18 protein-coding genes and 1 pseudogene are annotated in these 23,870 nt (G+C 68.1%); 2 read left to right on the plus strand and 17 right to left on the minus strand.

Annotated features, from left to right (window positions below):
- Nucleotides 1-107: 107 nt before the first annotated feature.
- Entirely contained in the window at nt 108-1,007 is a 900-nt protein-coding gene (locus AUL38_RS06555; RefSeq protein WP_059060321.1) for a LysR family transcriptional regulator, read from the minus strand.
- 94 nt (nt 1,008-1,101) lie between these two features.
- On the opposite strand from AUL38_RS06555, the gene AUL38_RS06560 reads away from it, so the two are divergent.
- On the plus strand, nt 1,102-2,184 hold the full coding sequence (locus AUL38_RS06560) for a YeiH family protein (RefSeq protein ID WP_083506662.1): 1,083 nt from the start codon (nt 1,102-1,104) through the stop codon (nt 2,182-2,184).
- Nucleotides 2,185-2,516: 332 nt separating this feature from the next.
- Here AUL38_RS06560 and AUL38_RS06565 read toward each other — a convergent pair.
- From AUL38_RS06565 to AUL38_RS17545, 13 genes and pseudogenes are all read right to left on the minus strand, one after another.
- Nucleotides 2,517-3,299 (minus strand): annotated as a pseudogene (locus tag AUL38_RS06565) (pseudouridine synthase); the annotation flags it as partial.
- Nucleotides 3,300-3,366: 67 nt separating this feature from the next.
- Nucleotides 3,367-4,020 carry an SMC-Scp complex subunit ScpB gene (gene scpB, locus AUL38_RS06570; RefSeq protein WP_059060324.1) on the minus strand — a complete coding sequence of 218 codons (654 nt, stop codon included), beginning with the start codon at nt 4,018-4,020 and terminating at the stop codon, nt 3,367-3,369.
- On the minus strand, nt 4,013-4,837 hold the full coding sequence (locus tag AUL38_RS06575) for a ScpA family protein (RefSeq protein ID WP_059060326.1): 825 nt from the start codon (nt 4,835-4,837) through the stop codon (nt 4,013-4,015). The genes scpB and AUL38_RS06575 overlap by 8 nt, the downstream gene beginning before the upstream one ends.
- Before the next feature lie 10 nt (nt 4,838-4,847).
- Nucleotides 4,848-5,702 carry a ParA family protein gene (locus AUL38_RS06580; protein WP_201023702.1) on the minus strand — a complete coding sequence of 285 codons (855 nt, stop codon included), beginning with the start codon at nt 5,700-5,702 and terminating at the stop codon, nt 4,848-4,850.
- A gap of 139 nt (nt 5,703-5,841) precedes the next feature.
- On the minus strand, nt 5,842-10,398 hold the full coding sequence (locus AUL38_RS06585) for an invasin domain 3-containing protein (protein ID WP_161937413.1): 4,557 nt from the start codon (nt 10,396-10,398) through the stop codon (nt 5,842-5,844).
- A gap of 257 nt (nt 10,399-10,655) precedes the next feature.
- Entirely contained in the window at nt 10,656-11,666 is a 1,011-nt protein-coding gene (locus AUL38_RS06590; protein WP_059060331.1) for a site-specific tyrosine recombinase XerD, read from the minus strand.
- A gap of 2 nt (nt 11,667-11,668) precedes the next feature.
- Nucleotides 11,669-12,319: an NUDIX hydrolase gene (locus tag AUL38_RS06595; RefSeq protein ID WP_059060334.1), complete on the minus strand. Its 651-nt coding sequence runs from the start codon at nt 12,317-12,319 to the stop codon at nt 11,669-11,671.
- 12 nt (nt 12,320-12,331) lie between these two features.
- On the minus strand, nt 12,332-14,026 hold the full coding sequence (locus tag AUL38_RS06600; protein WP_059060336.1) for a CTP synthase: 1,695 nt from the start codon (nt 14,024-14,026) through the stop codon (nt 12,332-12,334).
- A 45-nt stretch (nt 14,027-14,071) separates the two neighbouring features.
- Nucleotides 14,072-15,331, minus strand: a complete 1,260-nt coding sequence (locus AUL38_RS06605; protein ID WP_059060338.1) for an AI-2E family transporter — start codon at nt 15,329-15,331, stop codon at nt 14,072-14,074.
- Between the two features lie 73 nt (nt 15,332-15,404).
- Entirely contained in the window at nt 15,405-17,090 is a 1,686-nt protein-coding gene (recN, locus tag AUL38_RS06610) for a DNA repair protein RecN (protein WP_059060339.1), read from the minus strand.
- The gene (locus tag AUL38_RS06615) at nt 17,087-18,049 is read right to left on the minus strand and encodes an NAD kinase (RefSeq protein WP_083506665.1); all 963 of its coding nucleotides are present in this window, start codon (nt 18,047-18,049) and stop codon (nt 17,087-17,089) included. Before AUL38_RS06615 ends, recN begins: the two co-directional genes overlap by 4 nt.
- Nucleotides 18,050-18,072: 23 nt before the next feature.
- Complete coding sequence (locus AUL38_RS06620) at nt 18,073-18,921, minus strand: TlyA family RNA methyltransferase (protein ID WP_235590636.1); 849 nt, start codon at nt 18,919-18,921, stop codon at nt 18,073-18,075.
- A gap of 4 nt (nt 18,922-18,925) precedes the next feature.
- Entirely contained in the window at nt 18,926-19,129 is a 204-nt protein-coding gene (locus tag AUL38_RS17545) for a hypothetical protein (protein WP_059060341.1), read from the minus strand.
- Between the two features lie 107 nt (nt 19,130-19,236).
- On the opposite strand from AUL38_RS17545, the gene AUL38_RS06630 reads away from it, so the two are divergent.
- Nucleotides 19,237-20,490: an Nramp family divalent metal transporter gene (locus tag AUL38_RS06630; protein ID WP_059060342.1), complete on the plus strand. Its 1,254-nt coding sequence runs from the start codon at nt 19,237-19,239 to the stop codon at nt 20,488-20,490.
- Nucleotides 20,491-20,526: 36 nt separating this feature from the next.
- Here AUL38_RS06630 and AUL38_RS06635 read toward each other — a convergent pair whose 3' ends face one another.
- From AUL38_RS06635 to AUL38_RS17705, 3 genes are all read right to left on the minus strand, one after another.
- On the minus strand, nt 20,527-21,144 hold the full coding sequence (locus AUL38_RS06635) for a PepSY domain-containing protein (protein ID WP_059060343.1): 618 nt from the start codon (nt 21,142-21,144) through the stop codon (nt 20,527-20,529).
- 73 nt (nt 21,145-21,217) lie between these two features.
- Nucleotides 21,218-22,255, minus strand: a complete 1,038-nt coding sequence (locus tag AUL38_RS06640) for an HAD-IIA family hydrolase (RefSeq protein ID WP_059060344.1) — start codon at nt 22,253-22,255, stop codon at nt 21,218-21,220.
- Nucleotides 22,256-22,259: 4 nt separating this feature from the next.
- A partial coding sequence (locus AUL38_RS17705) for a hypothetical protein (RefSeq protein ID WP_235590637.1) occupies nt 22,260-23,870 on the minus strand: 1,611 nt, incomplete at its 5' end.

Raw genomic sequence — 23,870 nt, forward strand, 5'->3', positions numbered from 1 at the left:
AACACGCATCGCAGCGATCGTACGCGAGGGCCACGCCAACACCGACCTCGTCCCCGACTCCCTCCTCGCCACCCTCGCGACGCTCCCGACGTCCCGCGACTAGTCGGCTAGCGGGGACGCGCAGCCTCGGCGAGGAGTGCGCTGGCCTCAGCGGTCGGCGCACCGCCCCGCCACACGGCGGTGAGCGGTCGCGTAATGTCGAGCCCCGTGATCCGCACGCGCGCGAGCCGGCCGCTGTCGAGATCGTCACGCACGGCAAGCACGCTGAGGGCGCCAGGCGCGACCCCCGCCATGATCGCGCTGCGCGCGCCCAGCGTCGACTCGTGCACCGCCGCCGGCTCGGCGCTGCGGGGCGTGCCGGCTGCAGCCAGCGCGTCGTCGAGGGCCCGCCGAGTGCCGCTGCCGAACTCGCGGAGCACGAGCGGCGTGGCTGCGAGCTCTGCTGGCGTCACGCTACCACCGGCCCACCGATGGTTCGCAGCGACGACGATCTCAATCTGGTCGTGCCCGATCGTGGCCGATGAGAGATCCCCTGGCACGGCCGGAGTCTCGACGAATCCGAGGTCGGCGCTACCGGCCCGCACCGCGGCAATCACGGCGGCACTGTTTGCGGCGGTGAGCTGCGCGGCGGCGCCGTGCGCACCGGCCTCGACCTGCCAGCGTGCGATCCATCCGGGCAGGAGGTGCTCGGCAATGGTGAGGCTCGCCGTGATCCGTAGCGCGCGGTTCCGGCCTGACCGCAGGGCCGCGGCAGCGTTCGCGTAGTCTGCCGCAGCGGAGAGGAGGGGTCGCGCCCAGCCGACAACGAGTTCGCCGGCCTCCGTGAGGCGTGAACCGCGGGCCGAGCGGACGAGCAGCGGGAGTCGCAGATCGGACTCGAGGGAGCGGATCCGCAACGACACCGCCTGCTGGCTCACTCCGAGGGCCGCGCTTGCCGCCGAAATGCTGCCGGTCTCGGCGATCTGAGCGAGGGCCTTGAGCGCCCCGAGGTCTGGTGTGCGTTCCATCTGGTTCCCTCCAACCGTGAGCTACAAGAATATCTTGTACCCGTGCCGCGCATCCGCTCTACCGCGGTGCTCGCTCCAGGAGCAGCATGGAATCATGCACGCAACACCAGCAGCCCAACAATCCGCGACGCCGCACGACACAGCGGCCCAGCAGCCGCGCCCTCGCGTGACCGTATGGCTTCGACGGGTCAGCCCCGGCCTCGCACTCTGCCTTGCGGCCGCGGGCGGCGCTTCCGCACTGAGCCTGGTGCTCCCAGGGGTGAGTCCGCTCATCATCGCCATCGTGCTCGGCGTGCTCGCGGCAAACACCGGGGTGCTCCCCCACGCGGCAATACCCGGCATCGACTTCTCCGCGAAGAAGCTCCTGCGTGCGGGCATCGTCTTCCTCGGGCTGCAGCTCGTACTCGGCGATATGCTCGCGCTCGGCGCCCCCATGCTGCTCGTTATCGTCTGCGTTGTCGCCGGCGGACTCATCGGCACCGTCGCGCTCGGCAGACTCCTGCGCGTGCCCACCCAGCTCACGCTCCTCATCGCATGCGGGTTCTCGATCTGTGGGGCCGCGGCCGTCGCGGGCGCCGCCGGCGTCACCGACCCCGACGACGCACACGAACAGCACACCGTTACCGCGGTCGCCCTGGTCGTCATCTTTGGAACACTCATGATCCCACTCGTGCCGCTCGTCGCGCCCCTCATCGGGCTCTCCAACGATCAGGCCGGCATGTGGGCTGGGGCGTCGATCCACGAGATCGCGCAGGTCGTCGCCGTCGGCGGCATCCTCGGCGGCACGGCCTTCACCCTGGCGGTTGTCGTGAAGCTCGCCCGCGTGCTGCTGCTCGCACCGCTCATGGCCGTGCTCAGCGTTCGGATGCGCCGCGCCGCGCTTGCGTCACCTGAGACCGCAGGCTCCGCGCCCAAGCTGCCACCGATCGTGCCGCCATTCATCATCGGTTTCCTCGCGATGGTGCTGTTGCGGTCGTGTGTGCCGCTCCCCGAGGCGGCGCTGGCGACCGGCCAGCTCCTGCAGACCGTGCTACTCGCCGCGGCAATGTTCGGCCTCGGCTGCGGCGTGAAGATCAGCAGCCTGATGCGCGTTGGCGGCCGCCCGTTCGCGCTCGCGGCACTGTCAACCGTGCTCGTCGCTGGCATCGCGTACGCGGGCGTACTGCTCGTGGGTTGAGCGTGAAGCGCACAGCCCCGACCGGGGCCGCACGCTTCAGCGGGCTACCGGCCGCGCGAACGGTCGGTTCTGCCGCCAGCGGAGCCAGGCTTGCCGCGCCCACCACGCGCGTCCCACTGACCACCGCGGGCATCCCGCTGGCCATCACGTCGACCCTCAGAGCGCCCTGACTCGCCGCGGGGCTCAGGGTTCGCTCGACCCGCGTTCGGGTTGCCGCGAGAGGCGATACCGCGCATCCCGCGAGCGCCCTTCCCGTCGCCGGGCCTGCCGCCCGTGACACCGGTCTTTTTGTCGCCCCAGCGCCCGCCCTTCGCGGAGTCACCGTCGCCGGCGGAGAGCAGCGCACCTCGCTCAGCGGGTGAGAGCTCGCGCAGTTCGCCGACCCGCAGCGTGCCGAGGTTCAGCGGCCCGAACTGGCGACGTACGAGTTCCTCAACGGGGTGGCCGAGTTCCGCCATGAAACGGCGCACAATACGGTTCTTGCCCGAGTGGATCGTGAGTTCCACAAGCGAGTGCGTCTTCGTCGAGCCGTTCGGCAGGAGCTTGGCGCGGTCCGCGTGCATCGGCCCGTCGCTGAGCTCGACGCCGTCGAGCATGCGCTGGATAACGGCCGCGGTCACTTGGCCACGCACCTTCGCGATGTAGGTTTTCTCGACGCCGAAGCTCGGGTGGGCGAGCTTGTGTGCCAGCTCACCGTCGTTCGTGAGGATCAGCAGGCCGCTTGTGTCCGTGTCGAGTCGGCCGACGTTGTACAGTCGGTCCTCGACCTGGTCGGTGAACTCGCGCAGGTCTGCCCGTCCCTGCTCGTCGTTCATCGTGGACACCACGCCGACCGGCTTGTTCAGCACGAAGTAGCGCTTCGTCGCGTCGAGCTGCACGACGACGCCGTCGACGCGCACCTCATCAGTCTCGGGGTGCACGCGGGAGCCCAGCTCACGCTGCTGTTCCCCGTTCACCTGCACGCGGCCGCTCGTAATGAGCGTCTCGCAGGCGCGGCGCGAGGCAACCCCCGCGTTCGCGAGCGCCTTCTGGAGCCGCACGGTGCCTTCTTCTCCCTCGCGATCGACCGGTTCAGTCGCGGGCGTCGTCGGGCGATCCCAGCCCCACTCCGCCATATCAATTTCGACGGCCTGCCCGTCGACGGTGAACTCTCCGCCGATGCTGCCGTTGTCGTCGCTGTCTCTAGAGCGATTCATGGTCAAATCCTTCCGATCCGTCGTCGAGTAGCGGAGCCACCGACGGAAGTTCACTGATGTCCCCGATGCCGAGGTGGCCGAGCAGCTGCTCGCTGGTGCCGTAGAGGATCGCGCCCGTTTCGCCGTCATGGCCCACCTCTGCGACGAGGCCGCGCGCGAGCAGCGTGCGCACGACCGAGTCAACGTTGACGGCGCGGATCGACGCGATCGCGCCGCGCGACACCGGCTGCCGATACGCGATAACGGCGAGGGTTTCGAGAGCCGCCTGCGAGAGTTTCGCGGGGGTCTGCTGCTGCACGAAGTCGGCGACGATGGGGTCGAGGCTTTCGCGCACGTAGAAGCGGTAGCCGCCGGCGACCTCGCGCAGCTCGAAGCCTCGGGATGCCGTGCCTTCGGGCGCGGTGCCGTCGTAGTCGGCGACGAGCTCCCGCAGGGTCTTGCGTACCTCACGAACCGGGCGGTCGCAGGCCGTCGCGAGCGTCATGGCAGAGAGCGGCTCGTCGGCCACGATGAGCAAGGCTTCGAGTTGCTGCGCGAGGGAGTGCGCGGATCGTGCCCGCGCCAGCTCGGAGTCGGGCAGACCGTCGATGTCGAGCGGCTCGTTCGCGAGCGGCTCCTGTGTCAGCGCCGCATCAGTCATAGTCACTTCCTAGCGTCGAGAGTTCTTCGTCGTTCCAGTTCTCGCCCGACCACTGCACGCTGAGCTCGCCCAGCGGCTCCGCCTGGTCGAAGAGCACGGCGTCGCGCCTGTAGAGCTCGAGGATGGCAAGGAAGCGCGCAACGATGACGCCCTTCTCGGTGACGCCGGCGATGAGTTCACGGAAGTTACGGGCGGGCCCGTTTCGCAGCATCGACACGATGATCGCCGCTTGCTCGCGGATCGACACGAGCGGAGCGTGCAGGTGGTCGAGGCCGACCGTCGGGATCGTGCGCGGTGTGAACGCGAACAGCGCGATGGCCGCGAAGTCATCGGCGGAGAGCGTCCACACGAGTTCGGGACCGCGCTCGCGGTACTTTGGTTCGAGCGGCACCTGTCGCGGGTGCCGCGATTCCTCTGCGACGAGCCGCGCACGGAACCATTCGGCAGCCTGCTTGAACGCACGGTACTGCAACAGCCGCGCGAACAGCAGGTCGCGGGCCTCGAGCAGCGCCATGTCTTCGGGGTCAACGACCTCGCCCTGCGGCAGGAGGCTCGCGATCTTCATATCGAGCAGCGTCGCGGCGACGACAAGGAACTCCGAGGCCTGGTCGAGCGCGAGCAGCCCCCGCCCCTCCAGCGTCGCGAGGTACGAGATGAACTCGTCAGTGACAAGCGACAGCGAGACCTCGGTGATATCGAGCTCGTGCTTGCTGATGAGGCTGAGCAGCAGGTCAAACGGCCCGTCGAAGCCGTCGAGCGAGACCCGGAACCCCGGCTCACCGCCCGCATGAGCGGCCTCGGTTTCGAGCGCAGCCATGGCTACCGGATCAGGCAACCACGCCGCGTTGCACGAGCTCGCGAGCGAGCTTCAGGTACGCCTCAGAGGCGGGGTTCGACGGCGCATACTCGAGGACCGACTGCGCAGCGATCTGCGCGTCTGGGAGCTTCACCGTTCGGCCGATGACGGTGTCGAACACCGAATCACCGAACGTATCGACGACGCGCTCCAGCACCTCGCGGGCATGCAGCGTGCGCGGGTCGTACATCGTCGCGAGGATGCCGTCGAGTTCGAGCGACGGGTTGAGCCGGTCGCGCACCTTGTCGATGGTTTCGACGAGCAGCGCGACGCCACGCAGCGCGAAGTACTCGCACGCGAGCGGGATGAGCACGCCGTGGCTCGCGGTGAGCGCGTTCACGGTGAGCAGCCCGAGCGATGGCTGGCAGTCGATGAGGATCACGTCGTAGTCGTCGGCGATGCGCCGGAGCACGCCGCCGAGGATCTGCTCGCGGGCGACCTCGCTGACGAGGTGCACCTCCGCGGCAGAGAGGTCGATGTTCGCTGGGATGACGTCGAGCCCGGGGGTGCCGGTCTTCTGAACGGTCTCGCGGGGATCCTTGATCTTGCCCAGCATGAGGTCGTAGATCGTTGGCACGTCATGCGCTGGCACGCCGAGGCCAGCCGACAGCGCACCCTGGGGATCAAAATCTACCGCGAGCACGCGACGCCCGTAGCGGGCCAGGGCGGCCGCCAGGTTGATTGTCGACGTCGTCTTACCGACGCCACCCTTCTGGTTGCACATCGCGATGATGCGGGCGGGTCCGTGGCGGTCGAGCATTTTCGGCGCTGGAATCACGCGCTCCGGGCGCCCCGTAGGTCCCAGCTCGTTCTGCTTCTTCGCCACTTCCGATTCCCTTCCCTTGCTAACGCCCCATCCTATCGCGGCTTCGCCGTGCGGCCTGGCCGCAGACCCGAGCGCGGTCTGGGCCTTCCGGTGTGGAAGCCCCAGACCGCGCTCGGCGAACGGGACGGGAGGCGCGAACCTACTCGCTGCGGCGAGCGCTTCGGCGCCCGTTCAGGCGCAGCAGCAGCACCGCACCCGCAGCCAGCAGCAGTGCCCCTCCGGCCAGCGGGAGTGTCGCGGCTACCGCGCCGGAGCACGCGAGCTTGGGATCAGTCTTCGGTTCCGTTGGCTGGGCCGGGGTGTTGCCAGGCTCGGGCTTCGGCTCCGGCTTCGGATCCGGCTTTTTCTCGGGTTCCGGCTTCTCCTCGGGTTCGACCGGAACCGTCTGCTGTTCGAGGTCGATGGTGCCGAGCACCCGATCAAAGCCGGTCTGCTCCGCCGCGTCCCGCGCTGCCCTCGCGGCGCCAGGGGCGCGCTGTTCTTCGAGGGTCCCGACGGTCAAGGTGCTCGTGCCAGGTGTATTCGACGCGCGAACGTTCACTCGGTACAGCCCTGGCGCGATCTCCTCTGGCTCGCCAATCTGTTGACCGGCATCTGTCGATGATGCGCCGATGCGTGCCCCTATCACCGGGTTCCCGTGGGCATCGACGACCCCGACCTCGAGTGTTGTCGACGACTCCCCATCTGCGGGGAGCGCGGTGTCGTCGAGGGTGAGTGTCGCGGCCTCTGGTTCCCCGGCGAGCTGCATGAGCTCCACCGTGTGAGTGAGCGCCGGTGTGACCGATGTGTCGGTGACGGTCAGGGTGACCGCACCCGCCGCGAAGGAGGACACGATCGCGGCCGTGTAGCTGCCGTCGCCCGCGTCGATGACCGTGTAGATCCGAGTTCTCGGGTCGCTTGCCGTCACGGTGATGGGTTGCCCGGTGAGGGGGTTGCCGTGTACGTCTGCCGCCGTCACCGTGAGCGTGGTTCCCGCAACGCCATCGGCAACGAGTCGCGTATCCGCGAGCTGCGCCGTGAGTGTGTCAGCCGCTCCCGCGCGCTGCGTGAGCGTGACCTGCGTCGAGAGCCCGGCGTTGCCCGGCCCACCGGCGGCAAGCAGCAACACGTCGCCGGCAACGGTCGAGGCGGTCACGCTTGCGATGTACGTGCCGTCGCCATGATCCCGCACTGCCCCGATCTTCACGCCGTCAGCGAGCGTCATCACCGTGGGATTCGCGCCCACAATCGGGTTTCCGTGGAGATCAGCGAGCTTCAGTGTCAGTGCGGTCGACGCGATGCCGTCTGCGGGCAGCGCGTACTCGGCGAGATCCGCGGTGAGCGCGTGGGCGGGCCCCGCGACGTGCGCGAGCGCCACCGTGCTCGTGAGCGCGGGAGTGACCGAGGAATCAGTGACCGTGATCACTGCGTCCCCCGCACGGGTCGAGGACGTCACCGTCGCCGTGTACGAACCGTCGCCGTGGTCTGTGACCGGCCCGACCGTCGCGCCATCGGCGGCCACTGCAGTGATCGCTTCGCCGGCGAGCGGGTTGCCGTGGGCGTCGGCCGCGGTCACCGTGAGCGTGGTGCTCGCGATGCCATCGGCAACGATCCTCGCATCCGCGAGCTGCGCGGTGAGCGTGTCAACTGGTCCCGCAAGCTGCGTCAGCGTGAGCTGCGTCGATACCCCGGTATTCCCAGGCCCGCCGGAGACGAGCAGCAGCGCGTCACCGGCAGTCGCAGATGCGGTCACTACTGCCGTGTACGTGCCGTCACCGTGATCCTGCACGGCGCCGATTCCCACGCCCGGAGTGAGCGTCATCACCGTGGGAGCCGCGCCGATGATCGGATTGTCGTGGCGATCGGCAAGCCGGAGCGTCACCACCGTCGACGCGGCGCCGTCAGCGAGCAGCGCGGCGTCCGCGAGATCCGCGGTGAGCGCGTGGGTGGGGCCGGCCACCTGAGCGAGCGTCACCGTGCTCGTGACCGCGGGAGTGACCGACGAATCAGTGACCGTGATCACCGCCTCCCCCGCACGGGTCGAGGACGTCACCGTCGCCGTGTACGAGCCGTCACCGTGGTCTGTGACCGGCCCGACAGTCACGCCTTCGGCGGCCCCGGCGGTGATCGCTTCGCCGGAAAGCGGGTTGCCGTGCGCGTCGGCCGCGGTGATCGTGAGCGTGGTGCTCGCAGCGCCATCTGCGACGAGCTGCGGATCCGCGAGCTGCGCGGTGAGCCCAGCGATCTCGCCGGCGAACTGTGTGAGCGTGGTCTGCCCTGAGGCCGAGTCGTTCCCCGGCCCGCCGGAGACGAGCAGTACCACGTCGCCGGCAACCGTCGAGGTCGTTACCTCTGCGGTGTAGCTGCCGTCACCGTGATCGCGCACAGCCCCGATCGTCACGCCACGGGCGAGCGTCATAACCGTTGGTGTCGCGCCCACAACAGGGTTGCCGTGGCGGTCGGCGAGCCCGAGCATGACGGTTGTCTTCGAGTTGCCGTCAGCGGGCAGGAAGTACTCGGTGAGCTCCGCGGTGAGCGAGCGGGCAGGCCCGGCCACCTGAGCGAGCGTCACCGTGCTCGTGACCGCGGGAGTCACGGAGGAATCAGTGACCGTGATCACCGCGACCCCCGCACGGGTCGACGACGTCACCGTCGCCGTGTAAGTGCCGTCACCGTTGTCGGTGACCGGTCCGACCGTCGCACCGTCAGCGGCCACCGCGGTGACCGCCTCGCCTGCGAGCAGGTTGCCGTGGGCGTCCGCGGCGGTGATCGTGAGCGTCGTGCTCGAAGTGCCATTGGCGACGAGCTGCGGATCCGCGAGTACCCCGGTCACCGTGTGTGCCGCGCCCGCGAGCTGTTTGAGCGTCACCGTCTGTGTCAGTGCTGGGGTGACCGAGGTGTCGGTCACAGTCAGGGTGACCTCTCCCGCCACGGTCGACGCGGTGACATCGGCGACGTAGTAGCCGCCGCCGACATTCTCGACGGAGCCGATCTGCACCGCAGGGTCCGAGGCGGTGACGGTCAGCCGGTCACCCAGTACCGCGTTGCCGTGCGCATCGGCGAGCTGCGCGGTGACTGTGGTGGTCGCCACGCCGTCGGCAGGGAGCGACGGATCGGCGAGCTCCGCAGTGAGATCCGCAGCGGAGCCCGCGATTTGGGTCCACCGAAAGACATCTGATTCGACACCTTCTCCAGCGCGAATGATGTATCCCGTAGAGCCAGCCCTGGTGCCCGCCCGAAATGTCACTGTTGCGACGCCATCTTGCTCCCCACCCATGGCGGCGTTACCCAAATCATCACCAAGGATGCTGAGACTCCATCCGTTCACCGGCGTGGCTCGCCTCCCATACTTGTCGAGGAATGTCGCGGTCAGCACCACCTTTTCCTTCCCGCCAGCGAGGACCGTGGCCGATATGTGGTCGATCTCGATCCGTACCGGCTGTGCCGGCAACTGCTGCAGCGACGCTGATCCCTCGCGCAGCTGCGCACCGGCCCCCACCCGCGCCGTGATCGTCGTCGTTCCGACGGTCTTGCTGCTCGTTAGCGTCGCTGAATACGTGCCGTCGCCGTGTTCCCTGGTTGCCCCCAGCTGCTGCCCGGGGTCATCGCTGGTAAAGGTCACTATTTCGCCGGGTATAGGAGCGCCAGATGTGCCCAACGCCGTAGCCGTGACGGTCGTGGTGCTCTCCTCATCCGCATAGATGGTCTCCGGAGCAACGGTGACGTCGAGCCTCTGGGTCGCCTCCATGTTGAACGTGAATTTCATATGCCCTGGCAACCACCTGGCGGCGACCTCAGAGGAAGCACCCGGCAACGCCGTCGGCCCGACGTAGCTCGAGCCGCCACCGCCACCGCCATATGGGCTGCCGCCACCGCCGCCATAGTAGCCACCGCCTCCGCCACCGCCGTGGCGCCCGCCGTCCCGTTCATCACCCGGCAGCTGGTGGTAGCCCGGGATACCCCCTTGTCCGAGGCTCCCCGCTTCACCCCCGATGTATCCGCACGCCCCGCCCGGAGCGCCGCCCGATGCCTCCGTGCCGCCCCCGCTGTCGCTGCCGCCGCAGCCCGTGACGAGGGTGGTCCCTGCTCCGCCATAGAGCGTCATTCCCGCGCCGGTGTCATGCGTCGTTCCCCCGATGGTGTCGGCTGTTCCGCCCTCACCGCCAAGAGCGCGCGTAATATGTGCACCCTCGGCGGGGTCCTCGCCGCGTCCACCGCCACCGCCGCCGCCTGCGACGAGCACACGATGTTCGAGTGTGTCACCGCCCTGCCGCAGGTCGCTCGCGCCACCACCAGCGCCGCCTGCAATCACAGAACTCCGACTACCGGGATGCCGCCCTGGCGCGCCACCGTTGTACCCTCCGGCGGTGTGTTCCACACCGCTGCCACCAACCCTGGCGACTAGAGTCTCGCCCGGAGTCACCGGGAAAGTCGCGGTGACGATCGCACCGCCACCGCCCGAGCCAACCGGTCCCAGCATGGGGTCGCCGCCGCCCCCACCGGCTGCAACGACCGTGACTGACTCCGCTCCGGCAGGAACAACGATGTCCTCGGGCGCACCGGTGTATGTGAGAGTCCGAGTCTTCGCTGCAGGCAGTGCGGGCGGTGCGGCCTGCGCGGCCTGCGCAGCAGGCATGGTTGACGCGGTGGGCGCGACCCACGACAGCATCGTCATTCCGAGAGTTGCGGCGACCGCCGCCCCCACGAGTCTGCTCATCCGTCGCGGTGTCATCGCCATCGTGTCCTGCCCCTTCAGCTGCTGCGGCCGCCCTCGCAGCCTAGGTTCTGGGGCCGCCAAGCGTACGGGGCACCGTTCCCTGCTCTCAGGCTAGGCAGCCGCTGCGCCGCACAGCGCAGGATCGGTCGAATCCTGCGCAATTTGACGCGCAGCGTGCGCAATTTGACGAGCAGCGCCGGCGCTGCGCCGTCACCCGCGCGGCTGGGGCCCGCTATCTCACACGCGGCTGCGGCCCGTTACTTCGCGCGCGGGTGCGCGTTCACGAAGTGCTCGCGGAGGGTGTCGGCGGTGACCTGCGTGTAGATCTGCGTGGTCGTCACCGAGGAGTGCCCGAGCAGCTCCTGCACGGCGCGCACATCGGCCCCGCCCGCGAGCAGGTGGGTCGCGAACGAGTGCCTGAGCGTGTGCGGCGAGACCTCGACTGTGAGCTCGGCGGCTTCGGCCGCCGCACGGATCACGAGCCAGGCGCTCTGCCGCGACAGTCTGGCCCCGCGCGGGCCGAGGAATAGCGCGGGGCTCCCCGAGCCGCGGGCCGCGAACTGGGGTCGTGCGCGCACGAGGTAGGCGGCGAGCGCTTCGCCCGCGTAGCGGCCGTAGGGCACGATGCGGGTCTTGCCGCCCTTGCCGGTGACCCGCATGAGGCCACCGTCGCGGAGCGCCCGCTCGGGGTCGCCCCAGACGTCCCCGCCACCCGCGCCGCCGCTCTGTGAGCCGCCGGCGCCGCCGTACAGGTCGTCGAGGTCGATCGCGGTGACCTCGCTCACGCGTGCACCGCTCGCGTACAGCAGCTCGAGCAGGGCCCGGTCGCGCAGTGACACCGGGTCGTCGCCGCTGACGGCATCGAGCAGCGCCTGCACGTCTTCGATGGAGATCGCTTTCGGCAGTCGCTGCCCCTTTTTCGGGGTGCGCACTCCGCGGCCGGCGTTGTCTGGCAGCTCGCCCTCGTCAAAGAGGAAGCGGTGCAGGCCCCGCACGGTCGACACCATTCGTGTGATCGACGCCGCAGAGTATGCGGGCACGGGCGGCTCGCTCTCGTCGGCGCCCGATCTGGTCGCGCTCGCGAGGGCGGCAACGTAGGCGGAGATCGTTTCGGGGGTCACCGCGGCGAGGTCGCCGATGCCCTGCGAAGCGAGCCAGTCACCGTAGCGCGCAAAATCGCGCCGGTACGCGGCCATGCTGTTGTCGCTCAGCCCGCGCTCGATGCTCAGGTGCCTGAGATACTTCGCGATTGCGGGATCCGGCTGCATCGCTACTTCGATCGTTCGCCGCGCACCGTGTCGCGCGCGGTCCAGGCGAGATGCGGATCGCGGAGCGTCGCCCAGCCGCGTCCCTTGGCCGCGGCGGCAGCGAGCACTGCCGCGGCGGCGATACTGTTCGCGATCCTGCCCTCGAGGACCGCGGTGACCGCGTCGTCGAGCGGGATCCACGTCGGCACGATCTCGGCTTCCTCGCCCTCGCGCACAAAGTCGTGCGTGGCGGGCGTGAGTCCTCGGGCGAGGAACACGCGCACGGCCTCGCTCGATCCGCCGGGGCTCAGGAACAGGTCGAGCAGGAGATCCCACTGTTCAGCCGCGAGGTCGGCTTCCTCGGCGAGCTCGCGCTGCGCGCCGATCAGGCCGCTCTCGCCCGGCACGTCCATGAGGCCTGCCGGGATCTCCCAGTCGCGGTGCGCGATCGGGTGTCGGTACTGCTGAATGAGCAGCACGCGATCCTGCTCATCGAGCGCGAGCACGGCGACCGCTCCGGGATGGTCCATGAAGTCGCGCTCAAGCACGGCGTCCGCGAACTCCAGCCGGTCGCGCCTGATGTCCCACACGTGACCGGCCACGAGCTCACGGCTCTCGAGCACGCGCACGTCGCGTGCGGGCTCATCGGCGAGCGTGAGCTCGGGCCTGGTCATGTGGGTCACGGGTTACTCCCCCGAGGCTTCCTCAACCTCGAACAGGCTGGCAGCCTCGCGCCGCTCAATCGCAGCGCCTGCGAGGCCTGCGAACAGCGGGTGGGGTGTGCCGGGGCGCGAGCGCAGCTCGGGGTGCGCCTGGGTGGCGATGTAGTACGGGTGCGCCGTGCGGGGCAGCTCGACGTACTCGACGAGGCTGCCGTCGGGGCTCAGGCCCGAGAACGAGAGCCCTGCGGCCGCGATCTCGTCGCGGTACGCGTTGTTCACCTCGTAGCGGTGACGGTGACGCTCGCTCGCGGTCGTGTCGCCGTACACCTCGGCTGCGAGGGACCCCTCGGCAAGCTTCGCCTCGTACAGGCCCAGGCGCATCGTGCCGCCAAGGTCGCCGCCGTCAATGATGTCGACCTGCTCGGCCATCGTCGCGATGACGGGGACCTTCGTCTCAGGATCGAACTCGGTCGAGGATGCGCCCTCGAGGCCGGCGACATTGCGCGCGTACTCGATGACCATGCACTGCATGCCGAGGCAGATACCGAGCGTCGGGATGCCGTTCTCACGCGCGAATCGGAGCGCGCCGAGCTTGCCCTCGATACCGCGAATGCCGAAACCGCCGGGCACGAGAATGCCGTGCAGGTGCGACAGCTTTTCGCGGGCGCCCTCGGGCGTCTCGCAGGCGTCTGACGGGATCCACTCGATGTTCACCTTGGTGGAGTGCGCGAAGCCGCCGGCCCGCAGCGCCTCGGTGACCGAGAGGTAGGCGTCGGGCAGGTCGATGTACTTGCCGACGAGGCCGATCGTGACCTCACCCTTCGGGTTGTGCACGGCGTCGAGCACGGGCCGCCAGCCGGTCCAGTCGACGTCGGTGACGCGCTCGGTGAGCTGCAGGTGATCGACGATGGTCTGGTCGAGGCCCTGCGAGTTCAGCAGCTGCGGCAGGTCGTAGATGCTCTTCACGTCGATCGCGTTCACGACGGCGCTCTCGTCAACATCGCACATGAGCGCGATCTTGCGAAGGTTGTCGCCGGTGACCGGGCGGTCGGAGCGGAGCACGAGGGCGTCCGGCTGGATGCCGATCGAGCGCAGCTGCGCGACCGAGTGCTGCGTCGGCTTCGTCTTCTGCTCACCCGAGGCGCCCATGTACGGCACGAGCGAGACGTGCACAAAGATGACGTTCTTGCGGCCGAGCTCGTGGCGCACCTGGCGTGCGGATTCGAGGAACGGCTGCGACTCGATGTCGCCGACGGTGCCACCGATCTCGGTGATGATGACATCCGGCTGCGGATCCTGCTCGGACTGCAGTCGCATGCGGCGCTTGATCTCGTTGGTGATGTGCGGGATCACCTGCACGGTCGCACCGAGGTAGTCACCGCGGCGCTCCTTCTGAATAACCTCAGAATAGATCTGCCCGGTCGTCACGTTCGCGGCCTGCGAGAGGTTGATTCCGAGGAACCGCTCGTAGTGCCCGATATCGAGATCCGTCTCGGCGCCGTCGTCGGTCACGAAGACCTCGCCGTGCTCGAACGGGTTCATTGTGCCAGGGTCGACGTTCAGGTAAGGGTCGAGCTTCTGCATGACGACATGCAGGCCGCGTGCGGTAAGAAGATTACCGAGACTCGCGGCTGTCAGCCCCTTGCCGAGTGAGGAAACAACCCCACCGGTCACGAAGATGTGCTTGGTTGTTTTGGTCTGATCCGCGTTTGCTCCCACGGGCTTCGATCCTATCACCTCTGGCGCTGCTTCCGCTGCGCGACTCTAGCGGGCGTCCTGGCGCGGGATCCACACCTGTTTGATAATCATGAGCACCGCGGCGGTCACCGGGATGGCGATGAGCGCACCGAGGAGCCCCAGCAGCGTACCGCCCGCGAGCGCACCGATCACGACGAGCGACCCTGGAACCGAGACGACCCGGTTCATGATGCGCGGCGTGAGGAGGTACGACTCGAGCTGCATGTAGATGAGGTAGTAGATCGCCGCGATGAGGGCGGTGATCGGCGAGTTGAACAGCGCGATCGCCGTCACGAGCACCGTCGCCAACACCGACCCAATGAGCGGGATGAGCGCGAGCATAAACACGCCGACCGCAACCAGACCCGCGAACGGGACCCCGACGACAGTCATCATGATGAAACCGAGCGTCGCGTTCACGAGCGCGAGCACGACCATGCCGTTCACGTAGCCACCGACAGACTTCGTCACCTGCTCGGTGATGTCGATCACCTTCGCGCGGCCCGACCGGGGCACCACCGAGTAGAAGCCGCGCTTGATGGTGCGCAGCGAGGAGAGGAAGTACAGCGACAGGATGAGCACGATCAACGTCGCCGTCAGGCCGTTCGCGATGCCGATGCCGGCCTGCCAGACGCCGCCGGCGACCGACGCCCAGTTCGAGGGCTTGCCGATGAAGTCCTGCCCCATGCTCAGCAGCGCGTTGAAGTCCACGAACTCGCCGAAGCGGGCGTTGATGTCTTTGTACCACTGCTCGCTGGTGAGGTTCCGCACGATCTCGGGAGCGCTCGAGACGAGCTGCGCGATCTGGTTCGCGATCATCGGAATGACGATCGCGAGGATGCCGCCGATGACGAGGATGAAGCCAGCGAACACGACACCGATGCCGAGCCCGCGCTTGAGGCCGTGCCGTTCAAGCCAGCGCACCACCGGGTCGAGGCCAAGCGCGATGAAGAGCGCGGCAACGACGTACATGAGGATCGTCGAGAGCTGTCCGACCATGTCGCCGACAACGAGTGCGACAAGCACGCCCAACGTGATCGTGAAGCCGAGGGCGAACGGCTGCTTGAGCGAGAATTCGCTCTGCCGCTTGTCACGCGCGACGTCTTCGGCGTCGAGTGCGGCCTCCTGCGCGTCGCGATACATCTCGCGCACATCAGCGTCCATGAGGGTCGTGTCGGCGTGCAACACCAATTTATGCTCGTCGGGCTGCGCGGCTGCCGCTATGGGCTCGCTCGCCGGTGTCTGCTTGGACTTCTTTCCGAAGCCTATGGACTTGAATATCGCCATGCTGTGAGCGTAGCAGCGGCCAGGGACTCTGTGTGCGGCTTGTGCCCCACGAAGCGCCGTCGTTTCCTGGGAGTTACTTCCCGAGCTCGAGCAGCTCGGCCGCATGGTCGAGTGCACTTTCGGAGGTGTCGAGGCCGGAGAGCAGTCGAGCCATCTCAGCGAGCCGGGCGTCGCCCTCGAGCGCGACGCAGCTGGACTGGGTGAAGCCGCCGCTGGAGTCCTTCACCACGCGGAGGTGATTCGTCGCGAACGCGGCAACCTGCGCAAGGTGGGTGACGACGATGACCTGCGAGGTCTTCGACAGCTGCCGCAGTCGCCTCCCGATTTCAATGGCGGCCGCGCCGCCGACGCCGGCGTCGACCTCGTCGAACACAAACGTCGGCACCGGGTCCGCACCGGCAAGCACGACCTCCAGCGCGAGCATTACTCGCGACAGCTCGCCGCCCGAGGCGCTCTTCGCGATCGGGCGCGGCGTCGCTCCGGGATGCGGGGCGAGCAGAAACTGGATGTCGTCTGCGCCGGATCCGCTGAGCGCGTCAAGCGGCGCCACGGTCGCGACGAACCGCGCGTCCGGCAGCGCAAGCTCGCGCAGCTCGGCGCTCACGGCAACCCCGAGCTGCTCGGCGGCAGCCTGTCGCAGCGCGGTGAGCTGCGCGGCGAGCTGCAGTTCATCGTCACGCAGTTCGGCAACGCGCGCCTCAAGGCCCCCGAGCGCCTCGTCGTCGCCGTCGAGCGCCAGTAACTGCGCCGATGCCTGGTCTGCGTGCGCAAGCACGTCCTCGCTCGTCGCCCCGTAGTAGCGGAAGAGACCGGTGAGTGCCGCAAGCCGCTCGCTCGCGCGTGCGAGCTCGCCCGGCCCCTCCTCGTCGAGGTCGCTCGCGTAGGCGGCGAGTTCCTTCGCGGCGTCGGCGATCTGAAAACTCACCGACCGGAGCTGCTCAGCGACCCCGGCGATCCGCGGATCGAGATCCGCGACCCTGTCGAGATCCTGCACCGCGAAATCCACCAGCCCGCCAGCATCGCGCTGCATCGGGTCGTCGGACTCGCTCGCGAGCGCCTCGGCCGCGCCGACCGCAGCGGCGCGCAGCCCCTCAACGTTGCCGAGCAGTTCGATGCGCGCGGCAAGTTCGGTTTCCTCGCCCGCGACGGGGTCCACCGCGGAAATCTCCTCGAGCTCGGTGCGCAGCCGCACGACCTCGGCGGCGCGCGAGTCGCGCGTCTCGGTCAGCGTGATGAAGCGCTGCTCGGCCTCGGCGCGCGCGGTGTGAACCTCGCGGTACTGCCGGAGCACGGCGGCGAGCGCCTCGCCACCAAACCTGTCGAGGGTGTCGCGCTGCGCGGTCTGCGATTTGAGTCGCAGCTGCTCGGACTGGCCGTGGACGGCGAAGAGCCGCTCGGAGAGCCGACCGAGCGCTCCGACCGGCGCGCTCACGCCGCCGACGGCTGCCCGACTGCGGCCCTCTGCTGAGACGGTGCGGCTCATGATGAGTTCGCCGTCCTCGAGGTCGCCGCCCAATTCATCGACAATTTCGGCAACGGCCGGGTCGCTGCTGTGCACGATGCCGCTCACGCGTGCCTGGGTGGCGCCGACGCGGACACCGCCGGCGTCGGAGCGCTCACCCATGAGCAGTCCGAGTGCGCTGACCACCATTGTCTTGCCGGCTCCGGTCTCGCCGGTGATCGCCGTGAACCCTGGCCCGAGAGGCAGTGTGGAGTCTGCAATCACTCCGAGGTCTTTGATGTGGAGTTCTTCGATCATGCGTCACCGTCCCTGTCTCGGTCCCGGCTCATGGCGCGAGCAGCACTGAAACCGCCGGTACCGTTGCCCTGCCCGTTGCCGTTGCGGTCACCGCGCCAGCCGCTCACCGGCAGGTCGAACTTGCGCACGAGCCGCTCGGAGAAGGGCGCCTCGTTCAGGCGCGCGATTCGCACAGTCTCCGGGGATCTGCGCACCGTGACCACCGAGCCCGCGGGGAGTTCGGTGCGGCGGCGGCCGTCGCACCACATCACGCCTGGCCCGATGTTCTCGGGGAGGATCCGCACCGTGAGCTCCGAGTCGGGGCCCGCGACGAGCGGCTTGTTGAAGAGCGCGTGCGCCGCAATCGGCACCATGAGCAGCGCTTGCACGGACGGCCACACGATCGGTCCGCCCGCGGAAAACGCGTACGCGGTCGACCCGGTCGGCGTCGCAAGCACGACTCCGTCACACGCAAACACGGAGACGGGGTGGTCGTCAATGCCGACGGAGACCTCGAGCATGCGTCGCCGCTTCTCGACGGTCGCCTCGTTGAGCGCCCAGGTCTCAGCGAGGAGCTCCCCGTCGAGCTCCGCGCGCACCTCGAGGGTGAGGCGTTCATCGACTGTGTAGTTCCCAGCGAGTACCTGTTCGACCGTGAAGCCGAGGTCGAAACTCTCCATTTCGGCGAGGAAGCCGACGTGTCCGAGGTTCACGCCGGCAATGGGGCACTCGGATCCGCGGAGCATCTCTGCCGCGCGAAGGATCGTGCCATCGCCGCCGAGGACGATCGCCGCCTCGAGTGTGCTGAGCGGCACCTCATCGCCGAGGATCGCGGTGTGCTCGAGGTTCACGTGCGGGGCGAATGCGGCGTGATCCTCAGCGCTGAGCACGGGCCGCACGTCGGCTGCAAGCAACGCAGCAACGACCGCCGCCGTCGCCTCGATCGCCTCAGCACGGTAGGTGTGGGAGACGATGAGCATGCACCGGTCCCCTGTCGAAGCAGTCACTCGCGGCTCCCTTCTTCGCCCTCGCGAACTGTGGCGCACACCTCACGGATGCGCTCGTCCCATTCTCTCGGATCGACGGGTGCGCCGCGCACGAGATGGACGAGAAATTCTCGGTTGCCCTCGCCGCCGGCGATCGGTGACGGTTCGAGCCCGCGCACCGCGAGCTCGAGCGCCGCAGCGGATCGCAGGACCTTGCGGATCGCCTCAGCCCACTGCTCCGGGTCGGTGACAATCCCGTCGCGCACGCGCCCCACTTCGAACTGCGGCTTAATGAGCAGCGCGAGATCCGCCCCCGTGTCGGTGCAGCGGGTGATTGCGGGCAGGATGAGCGTGAGCGAGATAAACGAGAGATCAGCGACGACCAGGCTTGGGCGTTCAGTTACTCCAGTGAGGTCAGCGAGCACACTCGCGTCGAGCGCGCGTGCGTTGCACCCCTCGACAACCCGTACGCGCTCATCGGCGCGGAGCTCTGGCGCGAGCTGATCGTGCCCGACGTCGACCGCGAGCACCTCCCTCGCTCCGCGTTCGAGCAGCACCTGGGTGAAGCCGCCGGTGGAGGCGCCAAGATCGAGTGCCAGCCGGCCGCTCGGGTCGAGCCCGAAGCGGTCGAGCGCGGCGAGCAGCTTATGCGCTCCGCGGCTCACGTAGTGATCGTCACCGTCGACGGCGACGAGTGCCCCCTCGCGCACGCGCGCGCCGGGCTTGCCTGCCGCGACACCGTCGATGCTGACGCCGCCCGCACCGATCAGCTCGGCGGCGCGGCTGCGCGACCGCACGAGCCCGAGCTCGACGAGGGCGCGATCAAGCCGCTCGGGATGCCCCGACCACAGTTTCTCTGCTGGCACCGGGCTATGCCCCGCCTTGGTCGCTGCGCTGCAGCTCCTGCAGGAGCTCGTCGTGCAGTTGTTCGAAGCCGCGAGCGCGGTGTTCGAGCGGCTGGGACTCGATGAGGCCAAGCTTGTCGAGCAGACCATCGCTTGCTGCGCCCTCGGATGCCTGCTCGCGCGCGTGCTCGGCGGCTGCCGCCTGGCCGTTCTCTGCGTCGCGTTCCATGCCACAAGCCTACTCGCAGCCACCGACTGGCCTGCAGCACGCCCGTGCAACACAAGTGTTCGACTATTCGAACTTGATTGTGCGATAGATCGTATTAGCATGGGTGCATGACGTCGGATACCGTGCAGACCAAGCCCGAGCGCAGACTTCTTCATCTCCTCGGTCCCGCGTTCGTCGCGGCGATTGCCTACGTCGACCCCGGCAACGTCGCGGCGAACCTCTCCGCCGGCGCAAAGTACGGCTACACGCTGCTGTGGGTACTCGTCGCTGCCAACGCCATGGCGGTTATCGTGCAGTACCTGTCAGCGAAGCTCGGGCTCGTCACCGGCAAAAGCCTGCCGCAGCTCCTCGGCGAACGGCTCCGGCCCGCGAACCGCCGACTGTTCTGGGCACAGGCAGAGGTCGTCGCAGCGGCCACAGATCTTGCCGAGGTCATCGGCGGGGCCATCGCGCTCTACATCCTGTTCGGGGTGCCCCTCCTCGCCGGCGGTGTGATCGTCGGCGCAGTGTCGCTCGTCATCCTGATGCTGCAGGGCAAATACCAGCGGCGCTTCGAGGCCGTCATTATGGCGATGCTGCTCATCATCACGATCGGCTTCGTCGGCGGACTGTTCGTGAGCGATCTCAATCTCGGCGAAATGTTCGCTGGCCTCGTGCCTCGCTTCGTCGACACCCAGTCGGTGCTGCTCGCCGCGAGCATGCTCGGCGCGACGGTCATGCCGCACGCCATCTACCTGCATTCGTCGCTGGCACGCGACCGCCACGGGCACACCCCCGAAGACCACATCGACGGCCGCGTGCCGCGGATCCGCCATTTGCTGCGGGCGACGAAGCTCGACGTGGTGCTCGCGCTGATCGTCGCTGGCGGCGTGAACATCGCGATGCTGCTGCTCGCCGCTGCTTCACTCCCCGGCATTGACGGCACCGAGACCATTGAAGGCGCGGCAGCCGCGATCACGACGCACGTCGGCCCGGTCGTCGGGCTGCTGTTCGCGATCGGGTTGCTCGTGTCTGGCCTCGCGTCAACCTCGGTCGGGGCCTACGCTGGTGCCGAGATCATGGCGGGGCTCCTGAACGTGCGGGTCTCGATCCTCACGCGGCGCCTCATCACGATTGTGCCAGCGTTGCTGCTCCTCGGGTTCAACATCGATCCGACCTGGGCGCTCGTCATCAGCCAGGTCGTGCTGTCGTTCGGCATTCCGTTCGCCCTGATCCCGCTCATCAACCTCACCGGCAGGGCCGATGTGATGGGCGAATTCACGAACGGCAAGATGCTCCGCTACGTATCGCTGTTCGTCGTGTTCGCGATCGTTGCGCTGAACCTCTGGCTCATCTTTTCAACGATCGTGTGGGGCGCGTAGTCCGTTCCCGGACTCTCGTCCGGGAACTGACGCGGGCTAGTGGTCTATCTCGATGATCTCGCCCGAGACCGCGTCGACACGCACGTCTGCATCACCCGTGTCCGTGATGATCTGGACCTCGTAGCTCATCCGACCGTCCTCGTCGTCGATCTCCCACTCCTCAACCGAGCCCGGGAGCGCGGCGACCGCAGCGCTCATCGCCTTCGCGGGGTCGATGAGGTCGGCAGGCTTGATGATGCCTCGCCGCTTCTCCGCGACGTCGCCTGCGGACTCGGCTTCGGTCTCCTCGTGCATGAGCTCGCCCGTGTTCGCGTCGAACACGGCCTCGTAGCTTTCGGTGTCGCTGACAAGCTCGACCCCGTACGCGAAGGCGGTGCGCTTCCACTCGAGCGACAGCGACACCGGGTCGCCCTCGAAGTTCTTCGCGGCGGCGTCCAGTGCATCCGTCCAGCTCATGCCGAAGGTCGCCTCAGCGAGATCCGCGTCCCGCTCGATCGTGCTGCCGGCGCCTGCGTCCGCGGGACCGCTCGGTGCCGGATCAGCTGGCTGCTGTGATTCAGCGGGCGCCGTGGGCGTCGTTCCCGAGCAGCCGGTGAGGACCAGCGCTCCCCCGAGCAGCAGCGCGGCCGTAATGTTTCGTGAGTGATTTCGCATGCGGTCTCCTCATCTCTTGCGTAGAGACTACAGAGGCAACCACAAAACGGGCCGAGTAGCCGGCTCCCCGTGCCTACCGCCAGTGATCCTCGAGGAGAATCTCCGGCACCTTCAGCCCATAGATCGCAAGTCCCGAAGCCCAAATCGCACCGCACCCGGCGCGCAGCAACTCCATCGGCGTATCGCCCTCGGCAACAACGCTGACAATGTGGCCATCCATACGAACCTTCGCAGATCCCACACGGACGGTTCCATCGCGGAGCGTCTCCTGCCGCTGGTACGGCTCATGCAGCTCTGCGAGGGAGGCAACGGTGTAGTCGGGGCGCATCTCCGCGGAGGCAGCGATGAGCTGCTTGGGGCGATCCACACCGGTGAGCACGAACAGCGAGGGGATCCCCGCGGCGACCGCCCCCTTAATGTCAGTGTCGAGCCGGTCCCCCAGCATAAGCGCGTTCCGCGACCCGAAGCGCTCGAACGCTGTCTCGTAAATCGGCGTCTCCGGCTTGCCCGCGAAGTCTGGCAACCGCTGCACCGCCGTGTGCACGGCGGACACGAGCGTGCCGTTGCCCGGCGCGATACCGCGCGCACGCGGAATCGTCCAGTCGGTGTTCGTGGCGATCCACGGCAGGGGCTCGCGGCCGGGTTCCTCCTGCAGCGCATAGGCTGCCTCAGCGAGCTGCTCCCATCCGACGTCGTGCGCGAACCCCTGTACGACGGCGACCGGGTTGTCCTCGGCACTACGAGTCCACTCGAAACCGGCCTGCTCGAGCTCGTAGGTGAGCCCCTCGCCGCCGACAACGAGCACACGCGAGCCAGCCGGAACCACGTCACGGAGCAACGCGACGGCCGCCTGCGGGGACGTGATCACGTCATCCGCGGTCGCGCGCAGCCCGAGCGTGCTCAGGTGGTCGGCGACGGTGTGCACCGTGCGGGCGGCGTTGTTGGTGACATAGCCAACCCGCACGCGTTCGGCGGCGAGATTCAGTGCGTCGACCGCTCCCGCGATCGCGCCTTCGCCCCGGTAGATCACACCGTCAAGGTCAGTGAGCAGCAGCTCACGCCCCTCGACGGGCGCCGGATCGAACTTCTCACGCCTGCCGAACAGCGCCATGGTGTTACTCCTTGTCGTCCCGCCCAGGTGCGGGCTGCTCAACTACTGATTCTGCATCCTCAGCTGCACCGTCGACCGTGTCGGCCACAGTTTCGGGCACCTCGGTCTCGGCCGCTTCAGTCTCAACGTAGGCGTCCAGGTACGCGTCAGCGTCATCCGCAAGATCAGTCTCAGCGTCATCATCTAGAGCGATGGCTTCAACGGCGCCACTGTCCGAGGACGGAGCCTCGGCAGCGGCGGGGGCTTCAGCCGCAGCGTCGTCGTCGGTCGTCGCGGCGTCGCCGGCGGGCTGATCCGCTGCTGCGTCGTCGACCTCGTTCGAATCGCCCTCGTAGAGATCCTCATCGAGGAGATCCTCGTCGCGGAGATCCTCATCGTGAAGATCCTCATACTCAATAATCTCGACGACCTCGATCTCGTCGAGCCCACCGAAGTGCTCTTCAAGCGCAGCCTGCGCGCGGTCCGCATGCGCAAACCACTCCGCTGCCTCGGCGTCACGCCCCAGATCCTCGAGCACGGTCGCGTACGCGCCGAACAGCTCGGGGCTCCAGGAGAAACCGGTCTTCGGATCCAACTCGGGAATTTCGAGCTCGAACAGCGCCTGCTGCGTCTGCCCCAGGTCCAGACGAGCACCCGACATTGCGATCGCAAGGCGAACACGGTCGGGCGTCTCAAGCGTCGAGACGTCAACCTCGAGGCCCGTCTCGATCGCCTTTTCAGGCCGGCCGAGGCCACGCTCCGAATCAACCATGATCGCGAGGTGCGAATCACGGCCGCTCAAACGGCGGAACGTCCGCAGCTCGCGGATCGCAAGGGCAAAATCACCGGTGCGGTAGGCGGTCATCGCGAGCGTTTCGCGAGTCACGGGGATCCGACCCGCACGACGGCTCGCAGAGATCGCATGCTGGTGCGCAAGCTCGGGATCGTCCTCGATGAGTTCAGCGACCATCGCCAGGTGCAGCGACACGCGCTCCTGAACCTCTGGCTGCAGGGTCTTCAGCTCGTTACGTGCAGACGGGTGCAGATCACTCGGCTGGATGTGCTCAGCGATGATCGGGTCATCGTGCTCCGCACGCACCGGCCGCAGCGAGTGCTGCAGCCGCTCTTCCTCGGTGAACTCACGCTCCTGGCCACCACGGTCGCTGCGGCCGCCGCCTCGGGTTCCGCCACGTCCACGGGAGTCAGAATCCTGACGGTACCCGCGGTCGTCGCGGTCACCGCGAAAAGGGGGACGGCCACCGCCTGTCTCACGATCTCCGCGGTACGGCGGGCGATCGCCCGAGGGGCGGTCGCCGCGGTAGGGGGCACGGTCGCCGCCTGAGCGACGATCATCGCGTCCACCACGATCATCTCGGAAGGGCTTCCGCTCTCCGCCACCCTGACGGTCGTCACGGAACGGCTTGCGGTCACGATCGCCACCGCGGTACGGGGCGCGGTCGCCGCCGCCCTGACGGTCATCACGGAACGGCTTGCGATCACGATCGCCGCCCGACGGGCGATCCCCACGGAAGGGACGCTGCTCGTCACGGCCCCCACGGTCGTCGCGGAACGGCTTGCGGTCGCGATCGTTGCGGTCGTAGCCGCCGGTGCGGGGCTTGTCGCCACCCTGGAACCG

Origin of the sequence: Leucobacter sp. G161 (assembly GCF_001482305.1) — a bacterium.
GTDB lineage: Bacteria > Actinomycetota > Actinomycetes > Actinomycetales > Microbacteriaceae > Leucobacter.